Origin of the sequence: Psychrobacter sp. Rd 27.2 (assembly GCF_001921755.1) — a bacterium.
Classification (GTDB): domain Bacteria; phylum Pseudomonadota; class Gammaproteobacteria; order Pseudomonadales; family Moraxellaceae; genus Psychrobacter; species Psychrobacter celer.
The window spans coordinates 112,965-135,942 of the sequence record NZ_MRYB01000005.1; the positions used below are offsets into that span (position 1 = coordinate 112,965).

16 protein-coding genes, 2 tRNA genes and 1 pseudogene are annotated in these 22,978 nt (G+C 48.2%); 14 read left to right on the top strand and 5 right to left on the bottom strand.

The window, feature by feature from the left end; all coding sequences use genetic code 11:
• The first annotated feature begins 240 nt into the window (after positions 1–240).
• Entirely contained in the window at positions 241–1,662 is a 1,422-nt protein-coding gene (der, locus tag BTV99_RS06230; RefSeq protein ID WP_075101512.1) for a ribosome biogenesis GTPase Der, read from the top strand.
• A 264-nt stretch (positions 1,663–1,926) separates the two neighbouring features.
• Positions 1,927–3,873, top strand: coding sequence for a HAMP domain-containing sensor histidine kinase (locus tag BTV99_RS06235; RefSeq protein ID WP_075101513.1), 1,947 nt, complete (start codon positions 1,927–1,929; stop codon positions 3,871–3,873).
• 126 nt (positions 3,874–3,999) lie between these two features.
• Here the strand turns inward: BTV99_RS06235 and BTV99_RS06240 are convergent, their stop codons facing one another.
• Together BTV99_RS06240 and BTV99_RS06250 are read right to left on the bottom strand one after the other, a co-directional pair.
• Positions 4,000–5,166 carry a D-alanyl-D-alanine carboxypeptidase family protein gene (locus BTV99_RS06240; RefSeq protein WP_075101514.1) on the bottom strand — a complete coding sequence of 389 codons (1,167 nt, stop codon included), beginning with the start codon at positions 5,164–5,166 and terminating at the stop codon, positions 4,000–4,002.
• A gap of 591 nt (positions 5,167–5,757) precedes the next feature.
• Positions 5,758–6,192, bottom strand: a complete 435-nt coding sequence (locus tag BTV99_RS06250; RefSeq protein WP_075101516.1) for an MCR_0457 family protein — start codon at positions 6,190–6,192, stop codon at positions 5,758–5,760.
• Between the two features lie 760 nt (positions 6,193–6,952).
• On the opposite strand from BTV99_RS06250, the gene surE reads away from it, so the two are divergent.
• The 6 genes and pseudogenes from surE to BTV99_RS13755 all read left to right on the top strand — a co-directional run bounded on the left by surE (position 6,953) and on the right by BTV99_RS13755 (position 11,625).
• Positions 6,953–7,849 (top strand): 5'/3'-nucleotidase SurE, encoded by an 897-nt coding sequence (gene surE / locus BTV99_RS06255; protein WP_075101517.1) that lies wholly within the window; start codon positions 6,953–6,955, stop codon positions 7,847–7,849.
• A 163-nt stretch (positions 7,850–8,012) separates the two neighbouring features.
• On the top strand, positions 8,013–8,813 hold the full coding sequence (locus BTV99_RS06260) for a peptidoglycan DD-metalloendopeptidase family protein (RefSeq protein WP_075101518.1): 801 nt from the start codon (positions 8,013–8,015) through the stop codon (positions 8,811–8,813).
• Positions 8,814–9,030: 217 nt separating this feature from the next.
• Entirely contained in the window at positions 9,031–10,335 is a 1,305-nt protein-coding gene (locus tag BTV99_RS06265; protein WP_075101519.1) for a lytic murein transglycosylase, read from the top strand.
• A gap of 267 nt (positions 10,336–10,602) precedes the next feature.
• A pseudogene (locus BTV99_RS06270) lies at positions 10,603–10,857 on the top strand (molybdopterin molybdenumtransferase MoeA); the annotation flags it as partial.
• A gap of 43 nt (positions 10,858–10,900) precedes the next feature.
• A complete protein-coding gene (locus tag BTV99_RS06275) occupies positions 10,901–11,149 on the top strand; it encodes a substrate-binding domain-containing protein (protein WP_256713738.1) in 249 nt (82 codons plus the stop codon).
• 212 nt (positions 11,150–11,361) lie between these two features.
• Positions 11,362–11,625, top strand: coding sequence for a hypothetical protein (locus BTV99_RS13755; RefSeq protein WP_256713739.1), 264 nt, complete (start codon positions 11,362–11,364; stop codon positions 11,623–11,625).
• A 128-nt stretch (positions 11,626–11,753) separates the two neighbouring features.
• On the opposite strand, the gene BTV99_RS06285 is transcribed toward BTV99_RS13755, so the two are convergent.
• From BTV99_RS06285 to BTV99_RS06295, 3 genes are all read right to left on the bottom strand, one after another.
• Positions 11,754–12,743, bottom strand: a complete 990-nt coding sequence (locus BTV99_RS06285) for a D-cysteine desulfhydrase family protein (RefSeq protein ID WP_075101521.1) — start codon at positions 12,741–12,743, stop codon at positions 11,754–11,756.
• A 365-nt stretch (positions 12,744–13,108) separates the two neighbouring features.
• A tRNA-Asp gene (locus BTV99_RS06290) sits at positions 13,109–13,185 on the bottom strand.
• A 50-nt stretch (positions 13,186–13,235) separates the two neighbouring features.
• Positions 13,236–13,311: transfer RNA gene (locus BTV99_RS06295), tRNA-Val, on the bottom strand.
• Positions 13,312–13,522: 211 nt separating this feature from the next.
• Between BTV99_RS06295 and BTV99_RS06300 the strand changes: the two genes are divergently transcribed.
• The 6 genes from BTV99_RS06300 (at position 13,523) to BTV99_RS06325 (ending at position 22,774) form a co-directional block, all read left to right on the top strand.
• Positions 13,523–15,178, top strand: coding sequence for a cardiolipin synthase (locus BTV99_RS06300; RefSeq protein ID WP_256713740.1), 1,656 nt, complete (start codon positions 13,523–13,525; stop codon positions 15,176–15,178).
• A 129-nt stretch (positions 15,179–15,307) separates the two neighbouring features.
• Positions 15,308–16,867 carry a tetratricopeptide repeat protein gene (locus tag BTV99_RS06305; RefSeq protein ID WP_075101522.1) on the top strand — a complete coding sequence of 520 codons (1,560 nt, stop codon included), beginning with the start codon at positions 15,308–15,310 and terminating at the stop codon, positions 16,865–16,867.
• Between the two features lie 385 nt (positions 16,868–17,252).
• On the top strand, positions 17,253–18,842 hold the full coding sequence (locus tag BTV99_RS06310) for a 3-deoxy-D-manno-octulosonic acid transferase (RefSeq protein WP_075101523.1): 1,590 nt from the start codon (positions 17,253–17,255) through the stop codon (positions 18,840–18,842).
• Positions 18,839–19,558, top strand: a complete 720-nt coding sequence (locus BTV99_RS06315; RefSeq protein WP_075101524.1) for a 16S rRNA (uracil(1498)-N(3))-methyltransferase — start codon at positions 18,839–18,841, stop codon at positions 19,556–19,558. Before BTV99_RS06310 ends, BTV99_RS06315 begins: the two co-directional genes overlap by 4 nt.
• Before the next feature lie 325 nt (positions 19,559–19,883).
• The gene (locus BTV99_RS06320; protein WP_075101525.1) at positions 19,884–21,005 is read left to right on the top strand and encodes an extracellular solute-binding protein; all 1,122 of its coding nucleotides are present in this window, start codon (positions 19,884–19,886) and stop codon (positions 21,003–21,005) included.
• Between the two features lie 89 nt (positions 21,006–21,094).
• Positions 21,095–22,774 carry an iron ABC transporter permease gene (locus BTV99_RS06325; RefSeq protein WP_075101526.1) on the top strand — a complete coding sequence of 560 codons (1,680 nt, stop codon included), beginning with the start codon at positions 21,095–21,097 and terminating at the stop codon, positions 22,772–22,774.
• The last annotated feature ends 204 nt before the right edge of the window (positions 22,775–22,978 follow it).

A 22,978-nucleotide genomic window follows, 5' to 3' on the forward strand; every position in this document is an offset into this window, starting at 1 on the left:
GACATCATTTGATAGATCCGATAAAATGGTGTCTGAGAGATATAATCATCACTGTAGGCTTGCTTACTATAGGGTCTATGTCATAGGGTCGATGTTATAGGGTCGATGTTATAGGGTTGATGAGTGTATCTGCTGTCGTTTTATCATTTATATTAATTTGCGGTCACGTACAACAATATTTGCGACTATGATTTTAGTCGCTGTACGGTCTGCCATTGTGCCTTTCACTGAGAGTAACCCATGAGTATCAAGCCTGTGGTCGCCTTAATTGGTCGTCCAAACGTCGGTAAATCCACCTTATTTAACCAGTTTACAAAAAGTCGGCAGGCATTGGTTGCTGATATGTCGGGGCTGACGCGTGACCGTCAGTACGGCGATGCTACCTACGAAAACAAATCGTTCATCGTTGTCGATACGGGCGGTATCGGTGAGGCAGACGATGGCAGTGGCAATATCGATGACTATATGTCTGAGCAATCGCACACAGCGATCCATGAGGCAGATATCATCGTGTTTGTGGTAGATGCGCGGTCTGGAATGATTGGTGCTGATGCTGAGATTGGTAAGTTTTTGCATACATTGGGCAAGCCTGTCTATGTGGTCGCCAACAAAGTCGATGGCGTCCATGATGCCGCGCCTGCGGAGTTTTATGCGCTCGGTTTGGGAGAGCCGTATCCGATGGCTGCCAGCCACGGCCGCGGTGTCGGTAACTTGCTAGAAGTGCTGACCGCTGACATGCCTGAGCAAGAAAACGTCGTCGAACCAAATGGCTTAAAACTTGCCATTATCGGTCGTCCAAACGTCGGCAAATCTACCTTGGTCAACCGTTTGCTTGGCGAAGATAGGGTGGTGGTATTTGATATGCCAGGCACCACGCGCGACAGTATTTATATTCCTTATAAACGGGATGGTAAGGATTATGTCCTTATCGACACCGCAGGCGTGCGCCGCCGCGGCAAAATCGATGAAAAAGTAGAAAAATTCTCCGTTATCAAAACCCTACAAGCCATCGAAGACTCCAATGTGACGGTGATTGTCATCGATGCGCAAGAAGGCATCGTCGATCAAGACTTGCATATGATAGGCTATGCGCTCGATGCAGGTCGGGCGCTGGTGGTCGCGATAAACAAGTGGGATGGCCTCAGCCAAGACCAAAAAGATTATATCAAGCTTGAGATGGATCGCCGCTTTAGTTTTATTCCTTTTGTGAAAGTGCACCTGATCTCAGCGCTACATGGTACCGGCGTGGGCAACTTATACCCGTCGATTTTGCGCGCTTATCAGTCATCTATGTTTGAGGTGTCGACCAATCGCTTGACGCAGATATTGCAAGACGCTGTGACAGCCAACCCACCGCCGACCGTCGCAGGTCGCCGTATCAAGTTGCGTTATGCGCATATCGGTGGTCACAACCCACCGGTCATCGTCATTCACGGTAACCAAACCAGTGCGCTACCGAAGAGCTATCAGCGTTACCTCGAAAACCAATTTCGTCAAGTCTTTAAGCTTGAAGGCACACCGCTGAATGTCATCTTTCGACAAAATGACAACCCCTATGCCAATAAAAGCGACACACCGACGAAAGCAAAAGCGCAGCAGTTACGCCAACGTGAGCGCAATCGGGCAAAAAAATTCACCACCAAAGACAAAAAACCGCGCTAACTTGCTAATGGCTAACTTGCCAGTGGCGAGTGTACGAACCAGTCGCTTTATGATGTCGCCTGTATCGTTGTTATGATAAGGCGACATAGTCCTGCGCCGCTGTTTTTATTCTCCCCTCGTTGTGTATAGTCAATCCAATATAAAATTGACACCTCTGATGCCAGTAGGACGGTACCTGCCCAAAAATATCTGCATGTTTGTCTTATCACTTCTGCAAAATACCTGTAGTATGAATAAAAAGTTGTCTTGGCTTCGTTGAGTGATATGAACAGCCCTCGATCTCGCACCATTCCTATGCTTATCTGGCGCTCTGTCGTACAGGCCATTACGCTGGCTGTGTTGGCAGGGTTTATATTGTCTTTTGTCTATGGTCTGACTTATCATTACAAAGAAACGCATCGGCATATAGATCAGCTTGCCGCGGTATTGACCGCCAGTGCCTCGACAGCAGAAGGGGCAGATATCGTAGCGGAGCAAGTTGCCTTTTTATTAGAAAATGAGCCAAGTATTCAGAGTATTTTATTTTACTCAACCCCTCAGCCTATCAGTGATACCAATCAATCTAGAGGCGACTGGAAAAACGCCCTGTTTGCCGATACGGTCAGCTTTAATTACCCAGTCGTCAGTAATGACTTGCAACCAGACAGTCTCACGATAGCCGCTACATTCTCTGATGCTGATGGTTTACCGCGCCAGTCATCAGGCGTAGCGGCGTCCTCAAGCACCACAAAAAATGCCAATAGTACGCTGGTCGGTTATATTAATATCACCTTAGATGTCAATAAACTGCGCGCAAGCTGGTTTCAAAGCAATGCTTTATTGTGGCTGGTTACGATTTTGCTGGCTGTGGTCTGGGCGCTGTATGTCTTACGTAAGCTCAACTGGCCGGTTAGGGATGTGGACGCGCTCACTGAAGTATGCGACATCATCATTAGGACGCCTGAGCTTGAAAAACTGCCCGTCATCGCCCAGCATTTTAATTTTCAGGAGCTGGCGCAAATCAAGCAGGCTTTGATTGTGCTGTTTAAACGCTTGCAAGACATCAAACAAGACTATGAAGCGGTGGCGACCTTTGAGCAGCAGCTACACAGCAAAGATGTATCGCTCGATGTGCAGCTGCATAATTTTCAGAGCATGATAACCCACGAGCTAAAAACCTCATTAAATGCCATTGTCGGCGGCTTACAGCTGCTAGATTATGAAACGTTGAGCCGAGAGCAAAAAGACGCGGTCGATATCATCAGTAGTGGCAGTGACAAGCTGGTGTCTTCGCTTGAGCATATCATTCAGTTGAATCAGATACAAAAAGGTCAGATGACCATTCATCTTAGTGAGTTTAACCCACTACAGCTGATCGCTGATCTGTTGGCAGAGTTTGAGCCTATTGCTAAACGTAAGGGCTTAGAGCTGATTAGCCAAGTGCATCATATAGATTATGGCCTACAAGGTGATGTAAAAAAGATACAGCAAATACTCTCGATTTTGCTAAGTAATGCCATTAAGTTTACCTCAGCGGGGCAGGTTACCATTACCTCGCAGCTCACGCATTTTGATAAAAGCAATCGCTGGCAGATCAGTGTCAAAGACACGGGCATCGGCATCGATAACAATCACATCAACGATATTTTTAATCCATTTTTTCAGGTAGACTCGTCACAAACGCGGCAATACGAAGGTTCAGGGATAGGCTTACCCGTCGTCAAACAAATGGCCCAGCTGATGGGAGCGAGTATCGATGTCCATAGTGAGCTGGACGTCGGCACAGAGTTTGTCTTGACCATTCCACTACCCAACCAGCAGCAAGTTCATCAGCAGCAAGTGCTGGCGGGGCTGAGTATTATTTACTATTATTATCACGAAGCGGGATTTTTGGTGGAGGAGCTTGAGCGGTTAGGCGCGCAGGTGATCTGCCATCAGCATGAGCAGCTGGCGCTAGATGAGATACGCCACAAAAAAATAGACATAGTGATGTTTGCAGAAGACATGTATCCTGCGAGGGCTGAGGCATTGGCCACCCGTATTCGTCAGATAGAAAACGCTGATATCACCCATCGGGCGCTATTGATATACTGGTATCCAAAACACCACGTGCGCAGCTTAGAGAGCTTTGAGCATGGGTTAAAAGCCGCTGGTGTCGACTATTGCCACATGGTGACGTATAGTGATAAAGGATTGAGCGATTTGATAAAACGCTGGCTCGTTTGGACATGATATGGTGGGATTAACTGCAGATATGGCGAGATGAGTGTGATACTACAAGCCTTGATTTTATGCAAACAAAAAAAAGACGCCCACCTATCGGAGCGTCTTTTTTTGTATATAAGTTATGCCAAATGCTTAAAAAAAGCTTTGTACCCAGCGAACCACACGCTGCCAAGTGCGACTCAAAAATCCTGATTGTTCGATATCACTGGTGGCAATAATAGGCACGGATGCCACTGCCTTGCCGTCGATGACCGCCATCATTTTACCGATCTCTTGTCCTTTTTTGATGGGGGCTTCTAAGCTTTCGGGAATATCGACCACGGTGGTTATTTTGTTTTTTTGCGTCTTACTGGTCAGTATTTGCAAGTTATCACCTGTGACCAGTTCAATTTCGTCGGTTTCGCCAAACCAGACTGGTACCTTACTGACAAACTGCCCAGCAGGTGCTTTGGTGACGGTGGTAAAGTGCCCAAAGCCCCAGTTAAGCAGCTCGCGCGACTGGTCGGCACGGGCTTGCGGGCTTTCGGTGCCCATGATCACAGAAATCAGACGCATGCCATCACGTTTGCTCGAGGCGGCCAAGCAGTAGCCTGCAGCGTCTGTATGCCCTGTTTTTAGACCGTCGACCGTGGGGTCAGTCGCTAGTAGGGCGTTGCGGTTGCCTTGTGTGATGCCATTGTAGGTAAACTCTTTTTCGGCATACAAGCCATAGTAGTCGCCGCTGTTTTTGATAATGGCGCGCGATAGCTTGGCCAAGTCCAGCGCTGAAGCTCTATGGCCTTCGTCAGGCATACCTGTCGAGTTGACAAAATGGGTGTTTTCCATGCCCAGCTTTTCTGCTTGCTCATTCATCAAGATGGCAAACGAGGCTTCGCTACCAGCGATATGCTCTGCCATAGCTTTTGAGGCGTCATTACCTGATTGAATAATAATACCGCGTAGCATGTCGATAACGCTCGCAGATTTATTTACCGGTACATACATACAAGACTGACTGCTACTGCCGCGGCACCACGCATTTGGGCTCATCAGCACTTGATCGTCTTCTTTTAGGTCGCTTGAGGCGAGGCGCTGCTCGATGATGTAGCTGGTCATCATTTTTGTCAAAGATGCTGGCGGTAGCGCTTCATTGGCGTTTTTTTGTGCCAAGATTTCACCAGTGTTGTAGTCCATTAATACATAGGCGGTATTGTCCATCTCGGGTGGCTGAATGGCGGCATTTGCCATTATCGCACTCATAGAAACACTTACACCAACGACCAGCTGTACCAGCTGATTTTTTACACGCTTTACTGTCATATATCGTTACACCGCATCATAAAACCAAATGTATCTGCCGCTTGCGACTCGCCCCAAACCTCGGTCATCTTTTTCGTATGTCTTAAATATTATATTCAAAAACAAGGGATTAATGATGGCAGTGACGATGGTGCGACAGACATAAAATTAACGCCTTATCTTAGCAAAATGATAACCGATGGGGAATCGATAACTGCAAAAAATAAGGCACCCCCAAAAATAAAAAGCCCTGCTTGTGTCTATGATCGCTTGTCGCGTTTATCACGTAACTCAGGCTATCTAACGCTATTTTTACCTATTTATAAGGTATCTTAAAAAACAAACCCAGCGCAATCTTCGGTTGCAAAAAAGCCTGCTATATGGCCCATCTTCTGTCGGGGCAATACAGCAAGCTTTTAGGTCATCTATCACTCGTCAGAAAAACATTAAAAATCTTGACGCTTTGTCTCGCGCTGGACGCTCGCTTGTGTCGTTTTTTATTGTCGTTGATGATCAATGTTATTTTGGCGTCAAAAGCACAGTGGTACGTTTTTGTTTATTTTTTTAAATCGTCTGTCTTATCATGCTTATCATAAGTGGTGATGAGGGGTACTAGTATTCAGCATTGGCCAAGTCTTCGCACAGCGCTCGGTTGTCTTGCTTAGAAAATCCCATCGTCCAGCTACGGATGCCTTGGAGAATTTGACGATAGTCTTGCTGCGTTGATAGGTATTGAATCGCCGCTTTGGGGTCTTCTAGTGACGGCATCAGCTCGTGCAACTGCACGTTATAAGACTTATAAAAACGCTGTTTTTGCTTGCCGTTTAGCATCGGCGGGCAAATCTCTGAAAGTACTTGCATCACAGCGATTTCATGCTTGGTGATGTTGATGCCAGACATGTCTAAAGGAATGGTCGTCGCAGCATTGTTTGCCGCATAGGAGGCTTGAGACAGCATGGCAACAGACGTTATCAGTCCTGCAAGACCTACCTTGGATGCGGTCTTCGCTAGCACAGAAGCTATAGATAATATCGATTGATTTTTCATTCTGTATTACACTCGCTTATCTTTATTTAATGGTCATATGTTAATGGGTAAAAAAACAAAAGTCACATAAAATATTGATTTATGTGTAGATATATTGTGAGCCAAAGCCATCTTGCAGCAACATATCAGCAGCATCGTCAGCTAAGTTACGTCCGCCTAAAAGTATAAGTTGGTATTGTAGTGCGTTGTTGCCTATTGTAACCTAATGGCAAGTTTTTGCTTATCATTTAATCTGTACTGGCGGTATGACACTCTGCCATACACAGTTCAGGATAATTTTGCTAAAGCGGCAAAGCCTTGAATACTGTAGGCTGTGAACTTTGTATTTGTATCTATGGCATCTATGGCATCTATGGCTGGCTCTGCTATGTGCGCGTCAGTGTATGATTGGGGTATAATCGCCATTTATTTTTGCCCTTTTGCTTTTTTTGCGCTTTTACTTACGATACCAGCAGGGCGCGCTGATGATGTCTACCATGGGTAGTGAGTTAGCGCGATGTATAAGGATAAGTAAGAAGGTATCATTGGGCGATAAATTTTACCAATCAACCGTTTGCGCTGTCGCCCTTTACTCTGTAGGCTAAGGCACCCAGCCGTAGGAGCCAAACTGAGCAAATAAGCAGATTTGCCAAGGGAAACCACGTGCTTATCATCTTCGTGATGGCCTATCATTTAGGCAATGCTGCGCTGAGTATAGCAATATTATGACAAAAAGGCTGAAAAGCAGACAAACGGTCAAAAACAAAAACAACGAGCAAATATGAGATTTTTACTTAGCAATGATGATGGCGTACACGCGCCAGGACTATTGGCATTGGCTCAGGCACTATCGGCCATCGGTGAGGTCGTCGTCGTCGCCCCAAGCGAAGAGCAAAGTGGCTGCGCAAGCTCGCTTAGTGTCTCAAAGCCGCTGTATGCTCATCAGTTGCCGTCGGGGTTTGTCGCTGTCAATGGCTCTCCTGCCGACTGTATTTATCTGGCATTGCACGAGCTGTACTGTGATATGGACTTTGATTGTGTCGTCACTGGCATCAATTCAGGCGCCAATTTGGGACAAGATGTCTTGTTTTCTGGTACCTTTGGCGCGGCATTGACCGCTCAGATTTTTGGTATACCCGCGATTGCCACTTCTTTGGTAGGCGGCGGTATCAAAGGAGAAAAGGCAGGCAAGCGGCGAGGGCAAGAGAATGCCAGTCACTATAAAGTAGCTGCTGAGGAGATTGCCAAGCTCATTAGTGAGACCGCTATTTTGTCGACGTGTAAAAGTTTGCCCTATCACGTATTAAACGTTAATATTCCTGATGTGCACAGTAGCGCTGAGATAAAAGGCCGAAAAATCACCACGCTTGGCCATGCTCAGATTGCGCGCCCCGTCCATCACATGGTAGATCCGCGCGGGCGAGATGCGTATTGGCTGTCGTTACGCAAACGCAAAAACGCCCACGCCGCATCAGCGCTACATGATGAGGAGGGTGACGAAACGACCCGATTACTAGATCGTCAGGCGCTTAACCCCTTATACCAGCAAACCTATGAGGTGGCAGGTGTGATGAACGACGATAAAGCCGTGGCCGAAAACTATATCAGCCTATCGCCTGTGCGATTGCACCATGCGCCAAAAGCTGCGTTAGAGACATTGTCGAGTTTGGCCTTATGAAGATAATTGAGGCGATAAAGGCAGGAGTAATAGCACAAATCATAGACAGCTGAGGTCTGTGGCCATAGGATAGATAACCCAAAAAGCATAATACGTATGAGTGGCACACAAACCACTTAATGAGACAAAAACTGATGAGTGAGAGAAAGAATAGGAACCTTGTATGAAAAAGCTTAACACAGGATCGCACCTTGCAACGTCGGTGTTGATTGGTAGCATGGCCGCCGCTGCGCTAACGATGGTAGGCTGTGCCACCAAACCTACTTATCAGACAGCAAACCAAGCTGCGCCCAAGATCATCACTAACGCACAAGGGGTTCCTAACTACCATCTGGTCCAGCGCGGTGATACCGTCAGCCAAATCGCCGCCCGTTATCGCCTAAATTATCGTCAAATTGGCGCGATCAATGGCTTAGATAGCAAATACACCATCTATAGTGGCCAATGGCTAAAGCTCTGGCAAGGACAGCCAAATGCTGCCAATAACAATCGCTATAACGCGCCTGCTCAGACACGGCCACAGCCTACTTACAACCCGCCTGTCACCAGTACACCTAATAACACCAGCCCTGTCTATGAAGTCACGGCAAACGCCACGTCAGGCTATGAGTACCCGAGCCGCAACCAAGTGACACGTAACTTTGATGCGGCGGCTGGCACGATGGGCATGTGGTTTGCTGGCAATATCGGCGACCCTGTACTGGCAAGCCAATCAGGGACAGTGCTATATGCAGGTAACGGTCTGCCTGAATATGGCAATCTGATCATGATTCGTCATAGCGACAACTATATCACCGCCTATGCTCACAATAGCCAGCTTTTGGTTAAAGAAGGGGACGCGGTGCAGCGAGGCCAACGTATTGCCAATATGGGTAGTAGCGGCCAAACCAATCAAGTGGGTCTGGAGTTTCAAGTACGCTTAAATGGTAACCCTATTGATCCACGGGCAGTATTGGGACGCTAGCCTTTGTCAGTGCTATGGTTGAATGTGCAACACGCCTAGCACTGCTGCACTACCGCTGCTGGTTTTTATTTGCTATGTTATCCCAAGCCCTAAAAAATGATAAGCGACTGATGAGCGATATACTGATGAGCGACATATAGTTACTCTATGCTCATTACTCTGATTTTTAGCGATGGTATGGCTTACCGATAGTACTTATTCACACCTGAGACTTCTTATGATTTTAAAAAAACACTATATTGCTCTTTTCCCAGCGCTAGTCATGGTGGGCTGTACCAGCCAGCAGGCGATGCAAAAACCTAGCAAACCTGTACGTCAGGCTAACGTGCAGATTACTCAGACTCAGACCATTCAGGTCAAGCCGACCCCCAAGCCTGCTGTCAAACCCCAGCATGTCGCAAAACCAAGCTATGGCAGTTTTTCTGACTGGAAATCGGATTTTTCTATGCGCGCCATGGCGTCAGGTCATGATGCACAGACCATCCGCCGCCTGCTAGATTTGGCGTATCTCAATCAGCAAGTCATCTCTTTAGACTCAGGGCAGCCTGAGTTTTCTAAAATGCCGTGGGAGTATGTGGATTCGGCAGTATCAGACGGCAGAGTCAGCATAGGTAAGCGTAAGTTTGCAGAACAGCGGGCGTTTTTGTCTCAGCTACAGTCGCAGTATGGTGTCAGTGCCGAAATCATCGCGGCAATATGGGGGATGGAGTCCTCGTATGGCGCGGTGACGGGCAACAGTAGCATTCCAAGCTCGCTTGCCAGCCTTGCCTATGACGGTCGCCGCCAAGAATTTGCCGAAACTCAGTTATTGTCGCTTGCCTCGTTGTTGCAGCGCGGTGATGTGTCATGGTCACAGCTGGATGGCTCTTGGGCGGGCGGCATGGGGCAAACGCAATTCATCCCTGATACTTGGCTCAAACAAGGGGTAGATGGCGATGGTGATGGTCACCGCAACCCTTGGGCAACAGGCGATGCATTGGCGTCTACTGCCAATTATCTGAGTAACTCAGGCTGGGTGCGCGGCTTAGCACCTTTTTATGAAGTGAGGATTCCTGCGTCTTTTGATTATTCCGTTGTTGGTAGCAAACAGTCGGCGGCCAGATGGGCGGCACTTGGTATCGATACCATCGATGATGTGTCTTTGGATGCCAATACCCAGATGGAGTTGTGGCTACCGGCTGGCAAAGACGGCCCTGCACTGCTGCTCAGTCCCAATTTTGATGTGATCAAAGTCTATAACAATTCATCAAGCTATGCCCTAGGGGTCAGCTTGTTAGGCAAAGCGCTGGCAGGGCAAGGCGGTCTATATAAATCATGGCCGCGTTATGAGCGCCCATTATCGACTGTGCAAGTGCGCAATCTCCAGCAGCGCCTGACCAGTATGGGTTACGATACCAAAGGTGCTGACGGTATCGTAGGCACCAATACGCGTAGGGCGTTTCAGCGTTGGCAAGCAGATAATGGCCAGACGCCAGATGGCTTTATTACTCAGCGCAGTGCTGCAAGCCTAGCCTCATGGTGAACTAGGCTATTAAACTGGCTGTGTCATCTGGTTGGCTATTAATGTTAGGCTGTCAAAGAAGGCATTTTGCTCACTTGCTTGTTAGTTCTACAGCAAGACTTTAATAACCACAAAAAAAGCACCTTATTAGGTGCTTTTTTGCGCTAATCGGGTATTGCTATATCAGCTATAGTCAATCTGATATGCAAGAAAAATAGCTGCTCATTGAGCGATTTAATAGCCGTCAAAAAAAAGAGTACCCTTTTATGATTACCATGGAAGCCTTGCAATCAGATACTGACGCAAGATATCGCCTTGCCTTTTGATATACCCAGACAAAACCTATCGGCGATGGATGGTTATGCTATCGCGCAAGGCAGCGAACTATCGGCAGATAGCACCATCGAGATCATCGGTGAGTCACAAGCGGGCAGCGCTTATACAGATCCGCTTGTAGCAGGGCAGGGCGAAGAGATAGAGGTAGATGAAGCGGTATTGATAGTCGGTAAGCGCATAAATCCTACTGATATTAGCCTACTTGCAGGCGCAAAAGATATATGATGCTTTAGAGCAGCAAAAGCGAATCATGCAAGCAGAAAACATCGGGCAGACCTTTCAATATGCGTATACATGCAATATCGACTATGGCTTTGTCGTGCAATCACAAATTATCGCTATCAATGCGAAACCTGAGCAGTTTATTACCTTGGCGCCTGAGCTTTATCTGGCTATTTTGCAAGACGGTATTATCATTAGTGATCAACCTGCTACCATAGGTTTTACGCACTATTTGCGTTCAGCCGAGGGGCAGCGATACTTCTCACAAGCACTGTGATTGGGTTTTACTTACTGCTTTTGCTAAGTCCTAGCGCTGGTATCGGTCACTATCTTCATGAGCACAATATTAGCCCGCTTATTTTCACCTTTGAGGGCTTAGTTATCGGCTCTACTATTTATTCCCTCCCATTTTATGCGCAGTTTTTGCGTATTCCAAAGAGCGTAATGGAGATAGCACAATTACTCGAGCCAAGCCGCCTAAGGTGTCTGATGATGGTTGCGCCCCCACAAGCCAAGGTTGGTATTATTTTGGGTAGTCTAATCAGCTTTGCTCATACCATTGGTGAGTTTGGTGTAGTGCTCATGATAGGCGGCAGTATCTCTGGTGAGACCAAAGTGGTGTCTATCGCCATATATGAGCAAGTCGAAGCGCTCAATTATGACGCCGCGCATATGATGTTAGGCGTTTTGATTATGATGGGTATGATCATGGTGGCGCTTATTGCGAGTGTGAATAAACTCAATCAGCGCTGATGGCTTTTGGCATCAGACGATGACGTGATATAAGATTTAGCGCGGCTCATTGACGTACTTTTGGCCGTTTATATGGGCATGATAGATGGTCGTGGATTGAGCCGCTCTGTTTTTTTAGACGCTTACTTTCATATCCTCAAGTCACTGGCATAAGCAAATAAGGCAGGGGCGCCGCCAGTATGCCAAAACAATACCCGATCGGTGTGTTTGATTTTGCCTATACGAATCATATCGATAAGCCCGCCCATCGCACGGCCTGTATAGACAGGATCCAATAATATTCCCTCGGTTTGTGCTGTCAAAGCGATGGCTTCGTTTTCTAATGCGCCAACCACGCCATAGCCGTCGCCCACATAATCAGCGTTTAGGCATAAATCGGCTGCTGTAAACTGATGGTCTGCGCCGATAAGCTTTGCTGTACGGTTGGCAAGCGCAAGCGTGTATTCATCAAAGGGGATTTGGTCGGTTTCGCCCTTGTCGATATTGATACCCATAATCTGCGAGGGTGAACCAAACAGCCTATTGCCCAGCATCAGTCCTGCTTGGGTGCCGCCAGAGCTAGAGGCAAAAACAATATGAGTAAAGGTCTCATGGATTTCACTACGCTGCGCCTCAAGCTCCTTAAATGCTTCTACAAAGGCAAGCGCGCCCAGCTCACTTGAGCCGCCATATGGCACCACATGGACGTTTTTGCCAGCGTTGGTCAACTGCTCTACGAGCTGAGGGATGTCCTCACCTTTGCGATGGGCACCCGCCCAGTGAATATGACAACCAAAAATCTGATCGAGTAGGAGATTGCCGTTAGCCGCTGCAGGTGCCTGTCCGCCTAATACCAAATGACACTCAAGCCCTAAGCTTGCAGCAGCGGCGGCCGTCTGCCGGCAGTGATTGGACTGTGCAGCCCCTGCAGTAATGATGGTATCGGCTCCTTTGGCAAGGGCGTCACCAATGATAAACTCTAGCTTGCGAGTTTTATTACCACCTAATGCCAGCCCCGTCTGATCATCGCGCTTCATAAAAATCGTGGGGCCACCGAGCGCATGACTCAGTCGAGTCAGCTCAATCAATGGCGTTGGGAAAAAGCCGAGCGGCTCTCTAGGTATGTGGTGATATTCCATGTGTTTGTTCACTTTTTTATTTATCGAGGGTAAAAGAGGCGGTGTCAGATCAAAGCTGGGGCAGTGACTGTCGCTATACAGGGGTTTAACTCTATTAATAGCATATAAGCCACGATGATAAAAGCAGCTGGTTTTAGTGTTTTAGCTCGTGACTTGGTGTTAGTTACAGTGTTAGTAGGCAAGGCTTGGCATTTTATGGTTTTGATTGTTATATGTTAATCGCGATAAGCTGACTGGTTTTTATGGTTAGGCTTGAAGTTGTCGAGAGGTTGTTGAGGCGGGTTTATAGACACAAAAAAACCTCAAACAATCTAATGTTTGAGGCGAAACTAGTGTTTACTAATAAGTAAATTAAGTTTTAAATATGGCGCAGCGGACGGGACTCGAACCCGCGACCCCCGGCGTGACAGGCCGGTATTCTAACCAACTGAACTACCGCTGCTTAGGTCGTCTTAGCATCTTGCCTTTATAAAAGGCCCACTTGCTAATAAGTGGTGGGTGATGACGGATTCGAACCGCCGACATTCTGCGTGTAAGGCAGACGCTCTACCAACTGAGCTAATCACCCGCTCTGTGGGTGTGTATTATATAGATTTAGATATGGCTGTCAAACGATATTTTGATTATTTTAGCAAATAATCGAAAATATATTTTTAAGCCATTGATTTATTGTCATAAAATCTAGAAAAATAACGGTGTTTTCTGTAAAACACTTATGATAGTTATCTGTTGTTTGAAGATTAAAAGCTACTATACTACTGAATGTTTTATAAAGGTCATTGATTTTATCTGAATGGTTGGAGGCGAGCATAGATACTTTTGCTATTGAACAGTACTTTACGACTTGGTCTTGGGGCGATTTTGCCGGATTGGGTCTGGTATTGCATATTGTGCTGATGATAGTAATGACGCTGCGTATCGTATCTGTGCAGCGCAATATCGGCGTGTCTATCGCTTGGGTTGCGGTTCTTTATACATTGCCGGTGTTTGGTTTTATCGCCTATATTTTGTTGGGAGAGCCGATGATTGGTCGCCGTTATCGTGAGCGGGTAGATCAAGCCAGTCTATTGATGAATGACATGGCACGGCGTGAGCATTTGGTGTTTGATCAAGGTCAAGAGCTACTATCACCCAACTATCGCGGTGTCAGTCAGATAGGGACGCGCTGGACAGGGTTTGGCGTGTTTCCAAATCACAATATGCAGCTGTTGACAGAGCCGAGCGCAATCTTTAACAGTCTCATCGATGATATCAATGCCGCTCAGCGGACTGTTTTGATGGAGTTTTATATTGTCTATCCGAAAGGGCAGGTACTAGAGCTGATAGAGGCGCTGGCGGCGGCGGCGCGGCGCGGGGTAGAGTGTCATCTGTTGGCTGATAGTGTGGGCAGTTTTAGCTTTTTTAATAGTAGCGCGCATCGTACGCTTGAGCGGGCGGGGGTATTTGTCCATCAGTCGCTTCCTGTGGGCTTATTTAAGACGCTCTTTAAGCGCTCTGATTTGCGCAATCATCGCAAGATTGTGGTGATTGATGAGTATATTGGCTATATCGGTAGCTTTAATCTGGTGGACCCAAGGTTTTTTAAACAAAACAAAAATGTCGGTCAATGGATTGATGTGGCGATTCGGGCGACCAGTCAGCAAGCGATTAGTATCGCGACGGCGATGACAAAGGTGGTGGTGACCGATATCGGCGCCGAAAACAACGAAAACCTAGATGCGCTCAACCAGCGAGTCAATAACTACACGCGCAAGCTCTATGTGATGGATCCGACCATCAACGACTTAAACAGTCGCGTAAAAGTATTGAGCGATAACATTGATTATCACGAGCAGCCAGATATTGGCTCGACGTCGATTGTGATACCCAAAAAACCGATCGTAAAAGACGTGTTGGCGCAGCTCATACCCTCAGCACCGCAAGTCACAGCGCATGTGATTTATAACACTTTGGTGACGGTCATTCATCGCGCCAATAAACGCATTCGCATTACCACGCCGTACTTTGTGCCTGATGAGGCGCTATCAGGAGCGCTGACCATCGCCGCAAAACGCGGGGTCGAGGTGACGCTGATTGTACCGGAAAAGGTCGATTCGTTTTTGGTGCAGCACGCTTCACAAGCGTATTATCAAGAGCTGCTAGAAGCGGGGGTAAACATCGCTTTGTTTACAGGCGGGCTGTTGCATACCAAAACGGTGGTCATCGATGATGACTATTGTCTCTTTGGAACGGTAAATATCGATATGCGCAGCTTTTATTTAAACATGGAGGTCAGCTTGGCGATTTATACGCCAGAGATGGTCGCACAGGTGGCAGACTGTCAAGAGGTGTATTTACAAAGCTGTCGCTATGTGAGTCTTGAGGCGTGGCAGCAGCGGCATGGTGCTGCGCGACTGTTTGATAACGTGGTGCGTCTGTTTAGTCCGTTATTGTAGCCTGTGGTATTTTAGGATAAGGTAAGCGGGTGCTCGCTGCCGCTTAGTAAGTGAGCTGGTTGATAAATGCGCTGTGTTACCGGTTTTTTGACTAAATTTTTGAATATTTAAATAAGGACACGCTGGTTTATGGCTGCATCGCCCGTAACGCCCCTTGATTATATGGCAGCTGGCTATTGGCAGGATTTTTTGGCCAATCGTCCTATCGCAGGCGGTATGGCTTATGAAAGTCAGCTGCACGCTTGTATGCTGGATGAGTCGCTGGCAAGCTTGCAGCGCGTCGATACCTTGCTGTCTCAGATACGCCGCGATCTGATCAAAACAAAGCGCTGGTCTGAAGAGGTGCTGCTGGTTGATGAGCACTATCGCAATTTGATGGTGTTTTTGGCGTTTTATGCAGGTCGCGTGCTGGCGCAGCACTGGCAGCAGACGCCGCACTGGTACGGGCAGTTTGAATTAGGCAAGCGTTATCCTGAGCTCGCGCTCATTCGTGAGGATTTTTATCAGCATATGGCGGTCGTCTATCGTGAGGATAATGAGACGACTGAGGTGATTGAGGCAGATAAGCCGCCGCTGTTTTTTGCGTTAGAGCCTATCGGGCTGCGGCTGTTTGGCCATATCGATCGCCCCTTTGTTGCTGTGCAAGGCGATCAGGTGGCAAGCGGACTGTATCAAGCGGTGAGCGCCAGATTGCCTGCGGCACATACGCCCAGCACTCATGGCACTGATGCACTCTATACCGCGCCATCTTTTATCAAAGACGGCATCCCTACAAATACATATGCTGACAGCCGCAATAGCGCTGCTGGCATCGATAGCATAGACCGCCAAGTCAGTATCGATGATGACACAAAAGCAGGCGCGCGCGTCAGTACCGTGCCCACGTCAGATAGCCAAATTGCCTTCAGTGAGGTATCGCGCAATAAAGCACAAACACCAATCAGTAACTTATCTCATGACGCATCAATGATAACTGAACCTGCCTCGCCGCGCACTCAGCAATTAGCACCTCAGCCTTCAAAACATCAAGCACCCCAATCATCCCAAGCACCCCCAAAACCATTGGCACCGAGCGCCAAATTAGCGCCTACGCCCGAGCTGTTTACTCAGCTAATGACTGAGCTAAAGGACATTGAGGTCATGCAGAGCGCTGGCGAGTCAGACTATGAGCAAGCCAGTCGCATTCTAGAGCAGTTCGAGCAGTATATCGCCAAGCAAAACACACCGCGCGCGCAGGTGAAATTTGCCCCAAAGCATTTGGCTGTAAAAAAACAAGCACTACTCAAATTACAAACCGCAGCAGAGGCGGGTAATACTGCTGCCATGCTACGCCTGGCAATGTATGAGCTGCTCGGCGAAGGTGTCACAGCCGAGACAGAGGCGGCGCTGGCAGCGGGCGCTGAATGGGTCAAAAAAGCGGCAAGCAAAAACGACAGCCGTGGTCAGCGTTTGCTAAGTAAGATGTGCTACCAAGGGCTGGGGGTGGCGCAAGATATCGATAATGGTAAATATTGGCTCGAGCAAGCGGCAAAAAATGGTCATGCAGAAGCGGCAAGTGTGCTCGAGCAGTGGCAGCAAGCGCAAGCGCTGATCACCACCCAAAAACAAGAGCAATATAGTAGCAAGCGCTATCAGTTGCTGCTCGCTGCTGTCGTTATGGTGGCGATACTGATATTTATCATTGTTTAACATGTAGTCGTTTCAATCTAAAAAGAACACAGTACTCTGGGATGAATTTTTTGAAGCCTCTGGAGTGCAAAGCGCACAGCAAGCGAGAAAAGTTTATACCAGCAGAACGCAATTCCTAATGTATCCCTTTTATTTTGGACTGTTTATACTTACTTATGGCGGGCAGTAATTAAAGGCGTGTTGTTCAGTGTCAAATTGAGGTAGAATTGGCGCGTTTTTTATTGTCATTTTGTCATCATTGATTCAATCTGAAAAACTCATAGCAGCCAAGTACAGACATATACGAGTGTATCGGTATGTGTCTGTACTTCAAGCGCGTTTAACGGTCATTCTTTTATAGTGGATTGACCATATAATCTGATTCATTACCAATCTGAGCGACGCTATGTCATCTTCTCCTACGCCATCTGAGCACGTTTCGCAGAGATCTGATTCAGTATCAAGGCTTAATCATGCGGTGTATCAGCCGCCGTTTTATTATCAATGCGCCATCAATGTCCTAAAGCCATTGTATCGACTGCAAGTATGGCGACGCTCGCACCAGCGCGACAACTATCAGCAAGAAGTGGCGCAGCGCTTTGGTAAGCATTATCCCTCGCCTCCTATAGCTGTGAGCGATAATATGACGCATCATGGCGTTATCTGGTGTCATGCGGTTTCATTGGGTGAGACCAATACGGTCGCGCCGCTACTGGAGGCGTTATTGGCAGCGGGTTATCAGATATGGTTGACCAATACCACTCAGACGGGTTTTGCCCGTGGTGCCAGCCGTTTTGCTGATGAGATTGCCCAAGGCCAGATGAGCCATAGTTATGTGCCGGTCGATAGCCCTGTCGTAATTGAGACGTTTTTGGCACATGTACAGCCTATAGCGGCATTGTTTGTTGAGACAGAGCTGTGGGCAAATATCTTATCTAAATTGGCCGAACAGCGTATTCCCAGTATTTTGGTCAATGGCCGGCTCTCAGCGTCTTCTTTTGCCAGTTATCAAAAAATTGCTGCTGTCAGTCGTAGTATGATGAAAAACCTTACCTTAATCATCGCGCAAGACAATGAATCTGCTAAGCGCTTTCGGCAGCTCGGTGCCAGCAGTGCGCAAATCCGTGTGGCAGGCTCGCTAAAATGGGTCATCAATGCGCCAAAGCAGGACAGCAGCGCCAGTGAGCCGCGCATAGATGAGCAAAGCAATTCGCTGCACGGTAGCATCAGCGATCAGACGAGTCTGGCCGAGCGATTTGGAGTCACCGGTCGTCCGATTTGGGTGGCGGCCAGCACTCACAGCGGCGAAGAAGAGATCGCCCTGTCACTACAGCAGCAATTGTTGTCACAGGCGGCACTGACCGATACGCTGCTTGTACTCGTGCCCAGACATCCTGAGCGCTTTGATGAGGTGGCCGAGCTTGTCAAAAAGTCGGCATTGACGATGGCGCGGCGCAGTCGTGATGAGGCGATTGAGGAAGCCACGCAAGTGTATGTGGCAGATAGTATGGGCGAGCTGATGATATGGTATCAGCTTGCTAATGTGGCATTGGTCGGTGGCTCGCTTGTCGATATCGGCGGACACAATCCTGTGGAGCCGGCAAGTGTGGCCACGCCTGTCATCATGGGGCGCTATACGCAGTCGTGCCAAAGCGTGGTCGACAAGCTCGCTGAGGTTGGGGCGCTGTATCAGCCGTACAATGCTTTTTATCGTCCTGTGACGACCTCTCACGCGCATACTTCTCCTGACACGGCGGCACCAGCTAGTCTCACAGACGAGACATGGGCGTCAGCCGCCCAGACTGCTGGCGACATCCGTGCGGAAACCGCGCTGATTTATCAGCAGTTAGCCGCTTGGCTTTGTGATCTGGCACTGGCCAAACGGGCAGGGCTTGCAGGCGAGCGGCTGACCAGACAACAACAATCCGTACTGACCCGTCAAGTGACCATGATAGAAGAAGTGATTGCCCAGCAGTCGCACCAAGAGCCTTTATGAACTGTATCTTATTGCCCAGCGACAACTTTTCGGCAGACACCGCTTATATTGATGACGCGGCGCAAATCACGCACGTCACCCAAGTACTGGCAGCCACCGCCGGAGATAAGCTAAAAATAGGCCAGCTCGGTGGCCAGCTCGGTACGGGACAGATAGCAAGCATGCACTCTGATAGAATCGAGCTATGCGATGTACAGCTGAGCAGCGAACCGCCCAAAAAGCTTGATTTGACGGTGGTGTTAGCACTGCCACGGCCAAAGGTCTTACGTCGCCTAATCATGGATATGACGGCGCTAGGTGTGCGACATATCGTCCTGATTAATAGCTACCGCACCCAAAAAAGCTACTGGCAAAGCCCGATGCTCGATCGTTTGGATGAGTTTGTCTTAGAGGGGCTACAACAAAGCGTCGATACCATCGTGCCGCGTATCACGTTGGCCAAGCGTTTTAAGCCGTTTGTCGAAGATGAGCTGGCGGGCTTGATCACTTGCCGTGCCATCGTGGCGCACCCGTACAGCGCGCAATCATTTGCCCAATACGTCCAGCCGTCATCACTGACGCTACCGAGTTTGGTTTGTATCGGTAGCGAGGGCGGCTGGATAGATTACGAGATTGACTTACTTGCCAAGCAAGGCTGTACAGCGGTCACCATTGGCCCACGTATCTTACGTACTGAGGCGGCAGTCAATGTCATCTTGGGTCAGTGGTTGCTCTAACTGCTATGTTTGTGTTGGGAAGACACGGCCTAGAAATACGGCAAAAATGAGCGGAGATGGGTGCTAAGTCTCGCTCAAACAAATGTATTGATAATTAATCTCATTTCTATTAGTATGTTGTTTTCATATATTAAGGGTTATCAATCGCCAGTAATAGAACTTGCTAGTAGCTGGCATGGCTATTTTGACATGTCTAACATGATTATTAACGTCTTGTGTCAGCGATCCGCACTGCAGCAAGTGTTGTTACTGATAATATAACCATTGTATATCGTCGCCATCTTATCTATCTCACCTTTTTTATAGCACTATTATGGGGAAAACCATGTCATTGAACACCATCAGCGCTACGCGTTCTGCTTCTAAGCTTACTTTACCTGTTGTCGTCTGTGGCGTGATGCTCGGACTAGCGGGTTGTAGTAATTCCTCAACGACAGAAGAGAGCGCCAAGACTACGGCCAGCGAGAGCACTGCGCCGCAAGCAACCACCGATGGTGCCACGAGTGCAGATGGCCAAACCATTACTATTTATTCTTCTCGTAATGAGCAGCTGATCAAGCCGCTACTTGATCGTTATACTGAAGAGACAGGCGTAAAAATTGAGCTGGTAACGGACAAGACAGGCCCGCTAATGGCGCGTTTGCAAGCAGAAGGTCAGAACACGCCAGCTGACATGCTATTGACCGTCGATGCGGGCAACTTATGGCAAGCCGCTCAGCAAGGCCTGCTCCAGCCTGTGGCTTCGACGGTACTTGAAAACAATGTCCCTGCCAAATATCGTGACCCAAAAGGCCAGTGGACAGGGCTGTCACTACGCGCTCGTACGATCTTTTATGATCCAAGCAAGGTCAGCGCCGATCAACTGTCAACTTATGCAGATTTGGCTGATCCAAAATGGAAAGGCAAGCTATGCTTACGTACCTCAAAGAAAGTCTATAACCAATCATTGGTTGCTAGCATGATTGAGCACTTGGGCGCAGAAAAAACCGAAGAAATCATCCGCGGCTGGGTAGATAACTTAGCCACAGATGTGTTCAGTGATGACACCAGCATGCTAGAGGCGATCGCGGCGGGTCAGTGTGAAGTCGGTATCGCCAATAGCTACTATTATGGCCGTATATTGGACGAAAAACCAAACTTCCCAGTAAAAATATTTTGGGCCAATCAAGGCACCACTGGTACGCATGTAAACGTCTCAGGTGCCGGTGTGGTCGCAGGCTCAGACAATCCAGATGGTACGCTAAAGCTGATCGAATGGTTGTCCTCTGATGAAGCCCAAGGAATCTATGCCAGTTCGGACAAAGAGTTTCCGGTCAAAGAAGGCGTGGATGAGTCTGAGATGCTAAGATCATGGGGTAGCTTCAAAAAAGACGACATCAATGTACAAAAATTTGGTGAGCTGCAAACCCAAGCCATTCAGATGATGGATAAAGCGGGTTATAAATAGATCTCGATGACTGATGCCAATCTCAAATTTCTTTGGGATTGGTATTTGTTGTTTTGTGGACTCTATAAGTATGACACGGTAATAATGATATGATCACAACGCCAGATGCGTCTGTAAGTCAAAGCGATATCGTCGATGGTGATATGAGTGACGGGCATTCAGCAGTCAATCAAGACCACACTTTGCGTAAGCGCATTCTTTCAAAATCAGTCTTAGGACTGATTTCGTTGTTTATGCTGGTGCCAATTTTGATCGTGCTGTTGTCTTGGACGCAGCCTGTCGCTGATATTTGGACACACATGCGTGAGTATGTGCTGCCACAAGTACTCAAAAACACCGCTATTTTATTGATGATGGTCACCGTTATTTCTGGGACAATCGGTACTGCCCTGGCGTGGGTGACCAGCATGTACCGCTTTCCTGGACAGCGGTTTTTTTCGTGGGCGTTGATGTTGCCGCTGGCGATACCTGCCTATGTTTTGGCGTTTGTGACCGTCGGTATTGTAGATTTTAGTGGGCCGTTACAGACCGCCTTACGTGATTTGGGCATAAGTACGGCGATTCCGTCCGTGCGAAATGTCTGGGGCGCAGGGTTGGTGTTGTCGCTGGCGTTTTATCCTTATGTGTATCTGCTGGCGCGTCAAGCGTTTTTATCTCAAGGTCGGCGGGCGATTGAAGCTGGTCAAATGCTGGGGCTGAGCCGTCGTCGGGTATTTTTTCGTTTGGCCTTGCCGCAAGCCTTGCCGTGGATTATCGGCGGTTTACTGTTGGCCAGTATGGAGACCTTGGCGGACTTTGGCGCGGTGTCGGTGTTTAATGTCGATACCTTTACCACTGCGATCTACAAGGCGTGGTTTGGGTTTTTTAGCTTGACCACGGCCGCGCAGCTTGCCGCGTTATTGATCGGTGTGGTCTTTGTCGTGGTGTTGTTTGAGCAGTATTGGCAGGCCAAGCGCGGCACTGCTGTCACCCAAGGCAGTAGTCATCGTTTTGAGGCGAGTAAACCTGCAAAATGGGGTATGGCGCTGCTGTGCACGCTGGTGTTTGCGCTGGCTTTTTTGATACCGTTTTTGCAGCTTATCTACTGGACGGCGGCCAATTTTCGTCAAGACTTCGATGCTCGTTATATCGACTTTGTCACCAATAGTCTGATGATTGCGAGTATGACCACGATGTTTATTGCCTTTTTGGCGATTATCATCGCGTGGATCAAGCGTCAGTATCCTGACAAAACAACCAAGCTGATGACGACCTTGGCAAACCTAGGCTATGTGGTACCAGGGACGGTGCTGGCGGTGGGGATATTTATTCCCATTGCATGGCTTGATAATCAGATGATTGCCTTTGGTATCACCTCGCAGCAGATATTGTCAGGCAGCGTCATTGTGATGCTGCTGGCTCTATCGACGCGCTTTATGACGGTGAGTTTTCAGCCTGTCGATCGCCAGTTGCAGCGCCTGACGGTCAATCAAGAAGCGGCGGCCAAACTGCTCAGTGACAGTGCTTATCAGCGCTGGCGGCAGGTCATGCTGCCGGTATTAAGCCCTGGGGTTTTGACAGCGTTGCTCATGGGTTTTGTTGAGGTGATGAAAGAGATGCCCATCACTTTGATGACGCGGCGGCAAGGCTGGGATACACTGGCGGTGCGGGTGTTTGAGATGACAAGCGAGGGCATGTGGGGGCGAGCTGCGCTGCCAAGTCTATTAATCGTGCTGGTTGGGCTGCTACCAGTATGGATATTGCTGCGCCAAAGTGACAAACAAGGCTAACAGTAGTTTTGGACAGTAGGGGTTATGCACTTTATTAGCGGGCGGTTTTAGCATGCGGTCTATGACTTGTGTGGCCTGAGTCCTTTAAACCTGCTACAGTACGATCTTAGTCGTTTTTAGCACCCATCTGTATGTGCGCGCAGCGTGCCCAAGTTTTTATTTTTTATCGCTAACTGGTACCTTTTATGTACACTGATTCAATCC

Coding starts and splice junctions, on each gene's coding strand:
- der (WP_075101512.1), top strand. CDS start 241: ATGAGTATCAAGCCTGTGGTCGCCTTAATTGGTCGTCCAAACGTCGGT.
- BTV99_RS06235 (WP_075101513.1), top strand. CDS start 1,927: ATGAACAGCCCTCGATCTCGCACCATTCCTATGCTTATCTGGCGCTCT.
- BTV99_RS06240 (WP_075101514.1), bottom strand. CDS start 5,166: ATGACAGTAAAGCGTGTAAAAAATCAGCTGGTACAGCTGGTCGTTGGT.
- BTV99_RS06250 (WP_075101516.1), bottom strand. CDS start 6,192: ATGAAAAATCAATCGATATTATCTATAGCTTCTGTGCTAGCGAAGACC.
- surE (WP_075101517.1), top strand. CDS start 6,953: ATGAGATTTTTACTTAGCAATGATGATGGCGTACACGCGCCAGGACTA.
- BTV99_RS06260 (WP_075101518.1), top strand. CDS start 8,013: ATGAAAAAGCTTAACACAGGATCGCACCTTGCAACGTCGGTGTTGATT.
- BTV99_RS06265 (WP_075101519.1), top strand. CDS start 9,031: ATGATTTTAAAAAAACACTATATTGCTCTTTTCCCAGCGCTAGTCATG.
- BTV99_RS06275 (WP_256713738.1), top strand. CDS start 10,901: ATGCAAGCAGAAAACATCGGGCAGACCTTTCAATATGCGTATACATGC.
- BTV99_RS13755 (WP_256713739.1), top strand. CDS start 11,362: ATGATGGTTGCGCCCCCACAAGCCAAGGTTGGTATTATTTTGGGTAGT.
- BTV99_RS06285 (WP_075101521.1), bottom strand. CDS start 12,743: ATGGAATATCACCACATACCTAGAGAGCCGCTCGGCTTTTTCCCAACG.
- BTV99_RS06305 (WP_075101522.1), top strand. CDS start 15,308: ATGGCTGCATCGCCCGTAACGCCCCTTGATTATATGGCAGCTGGCTAT.
- BTV99_RS06310 (WP_075101523.1), top strand. CDS start 17,253: ATGTCATCTTCTCCTACGCCATCTGAGCACGTTTCGCAGAGATCTGAT.
- BTV99_RS06315 (WP_075101524.1), top strand. CDS start 18,839: ATGAACTGTATCTTATTGCCCAGCGACAACTTTTCGGCAGACACCGCT.
- BTV99_RS06320 (WP_075101525.1), top strand. CDS start 19,884: ATGTCATTGAACACCATCAGCGCTACGCGTTCTGCTTCTAAGCTTACT.
- BTV99_RS06325 (WP_075101526.1), top strand. CDS start 21,095: ATGATCACAACGCCAGATGCGTCTGTAAGTCAAAGCGATATCGTCGAT.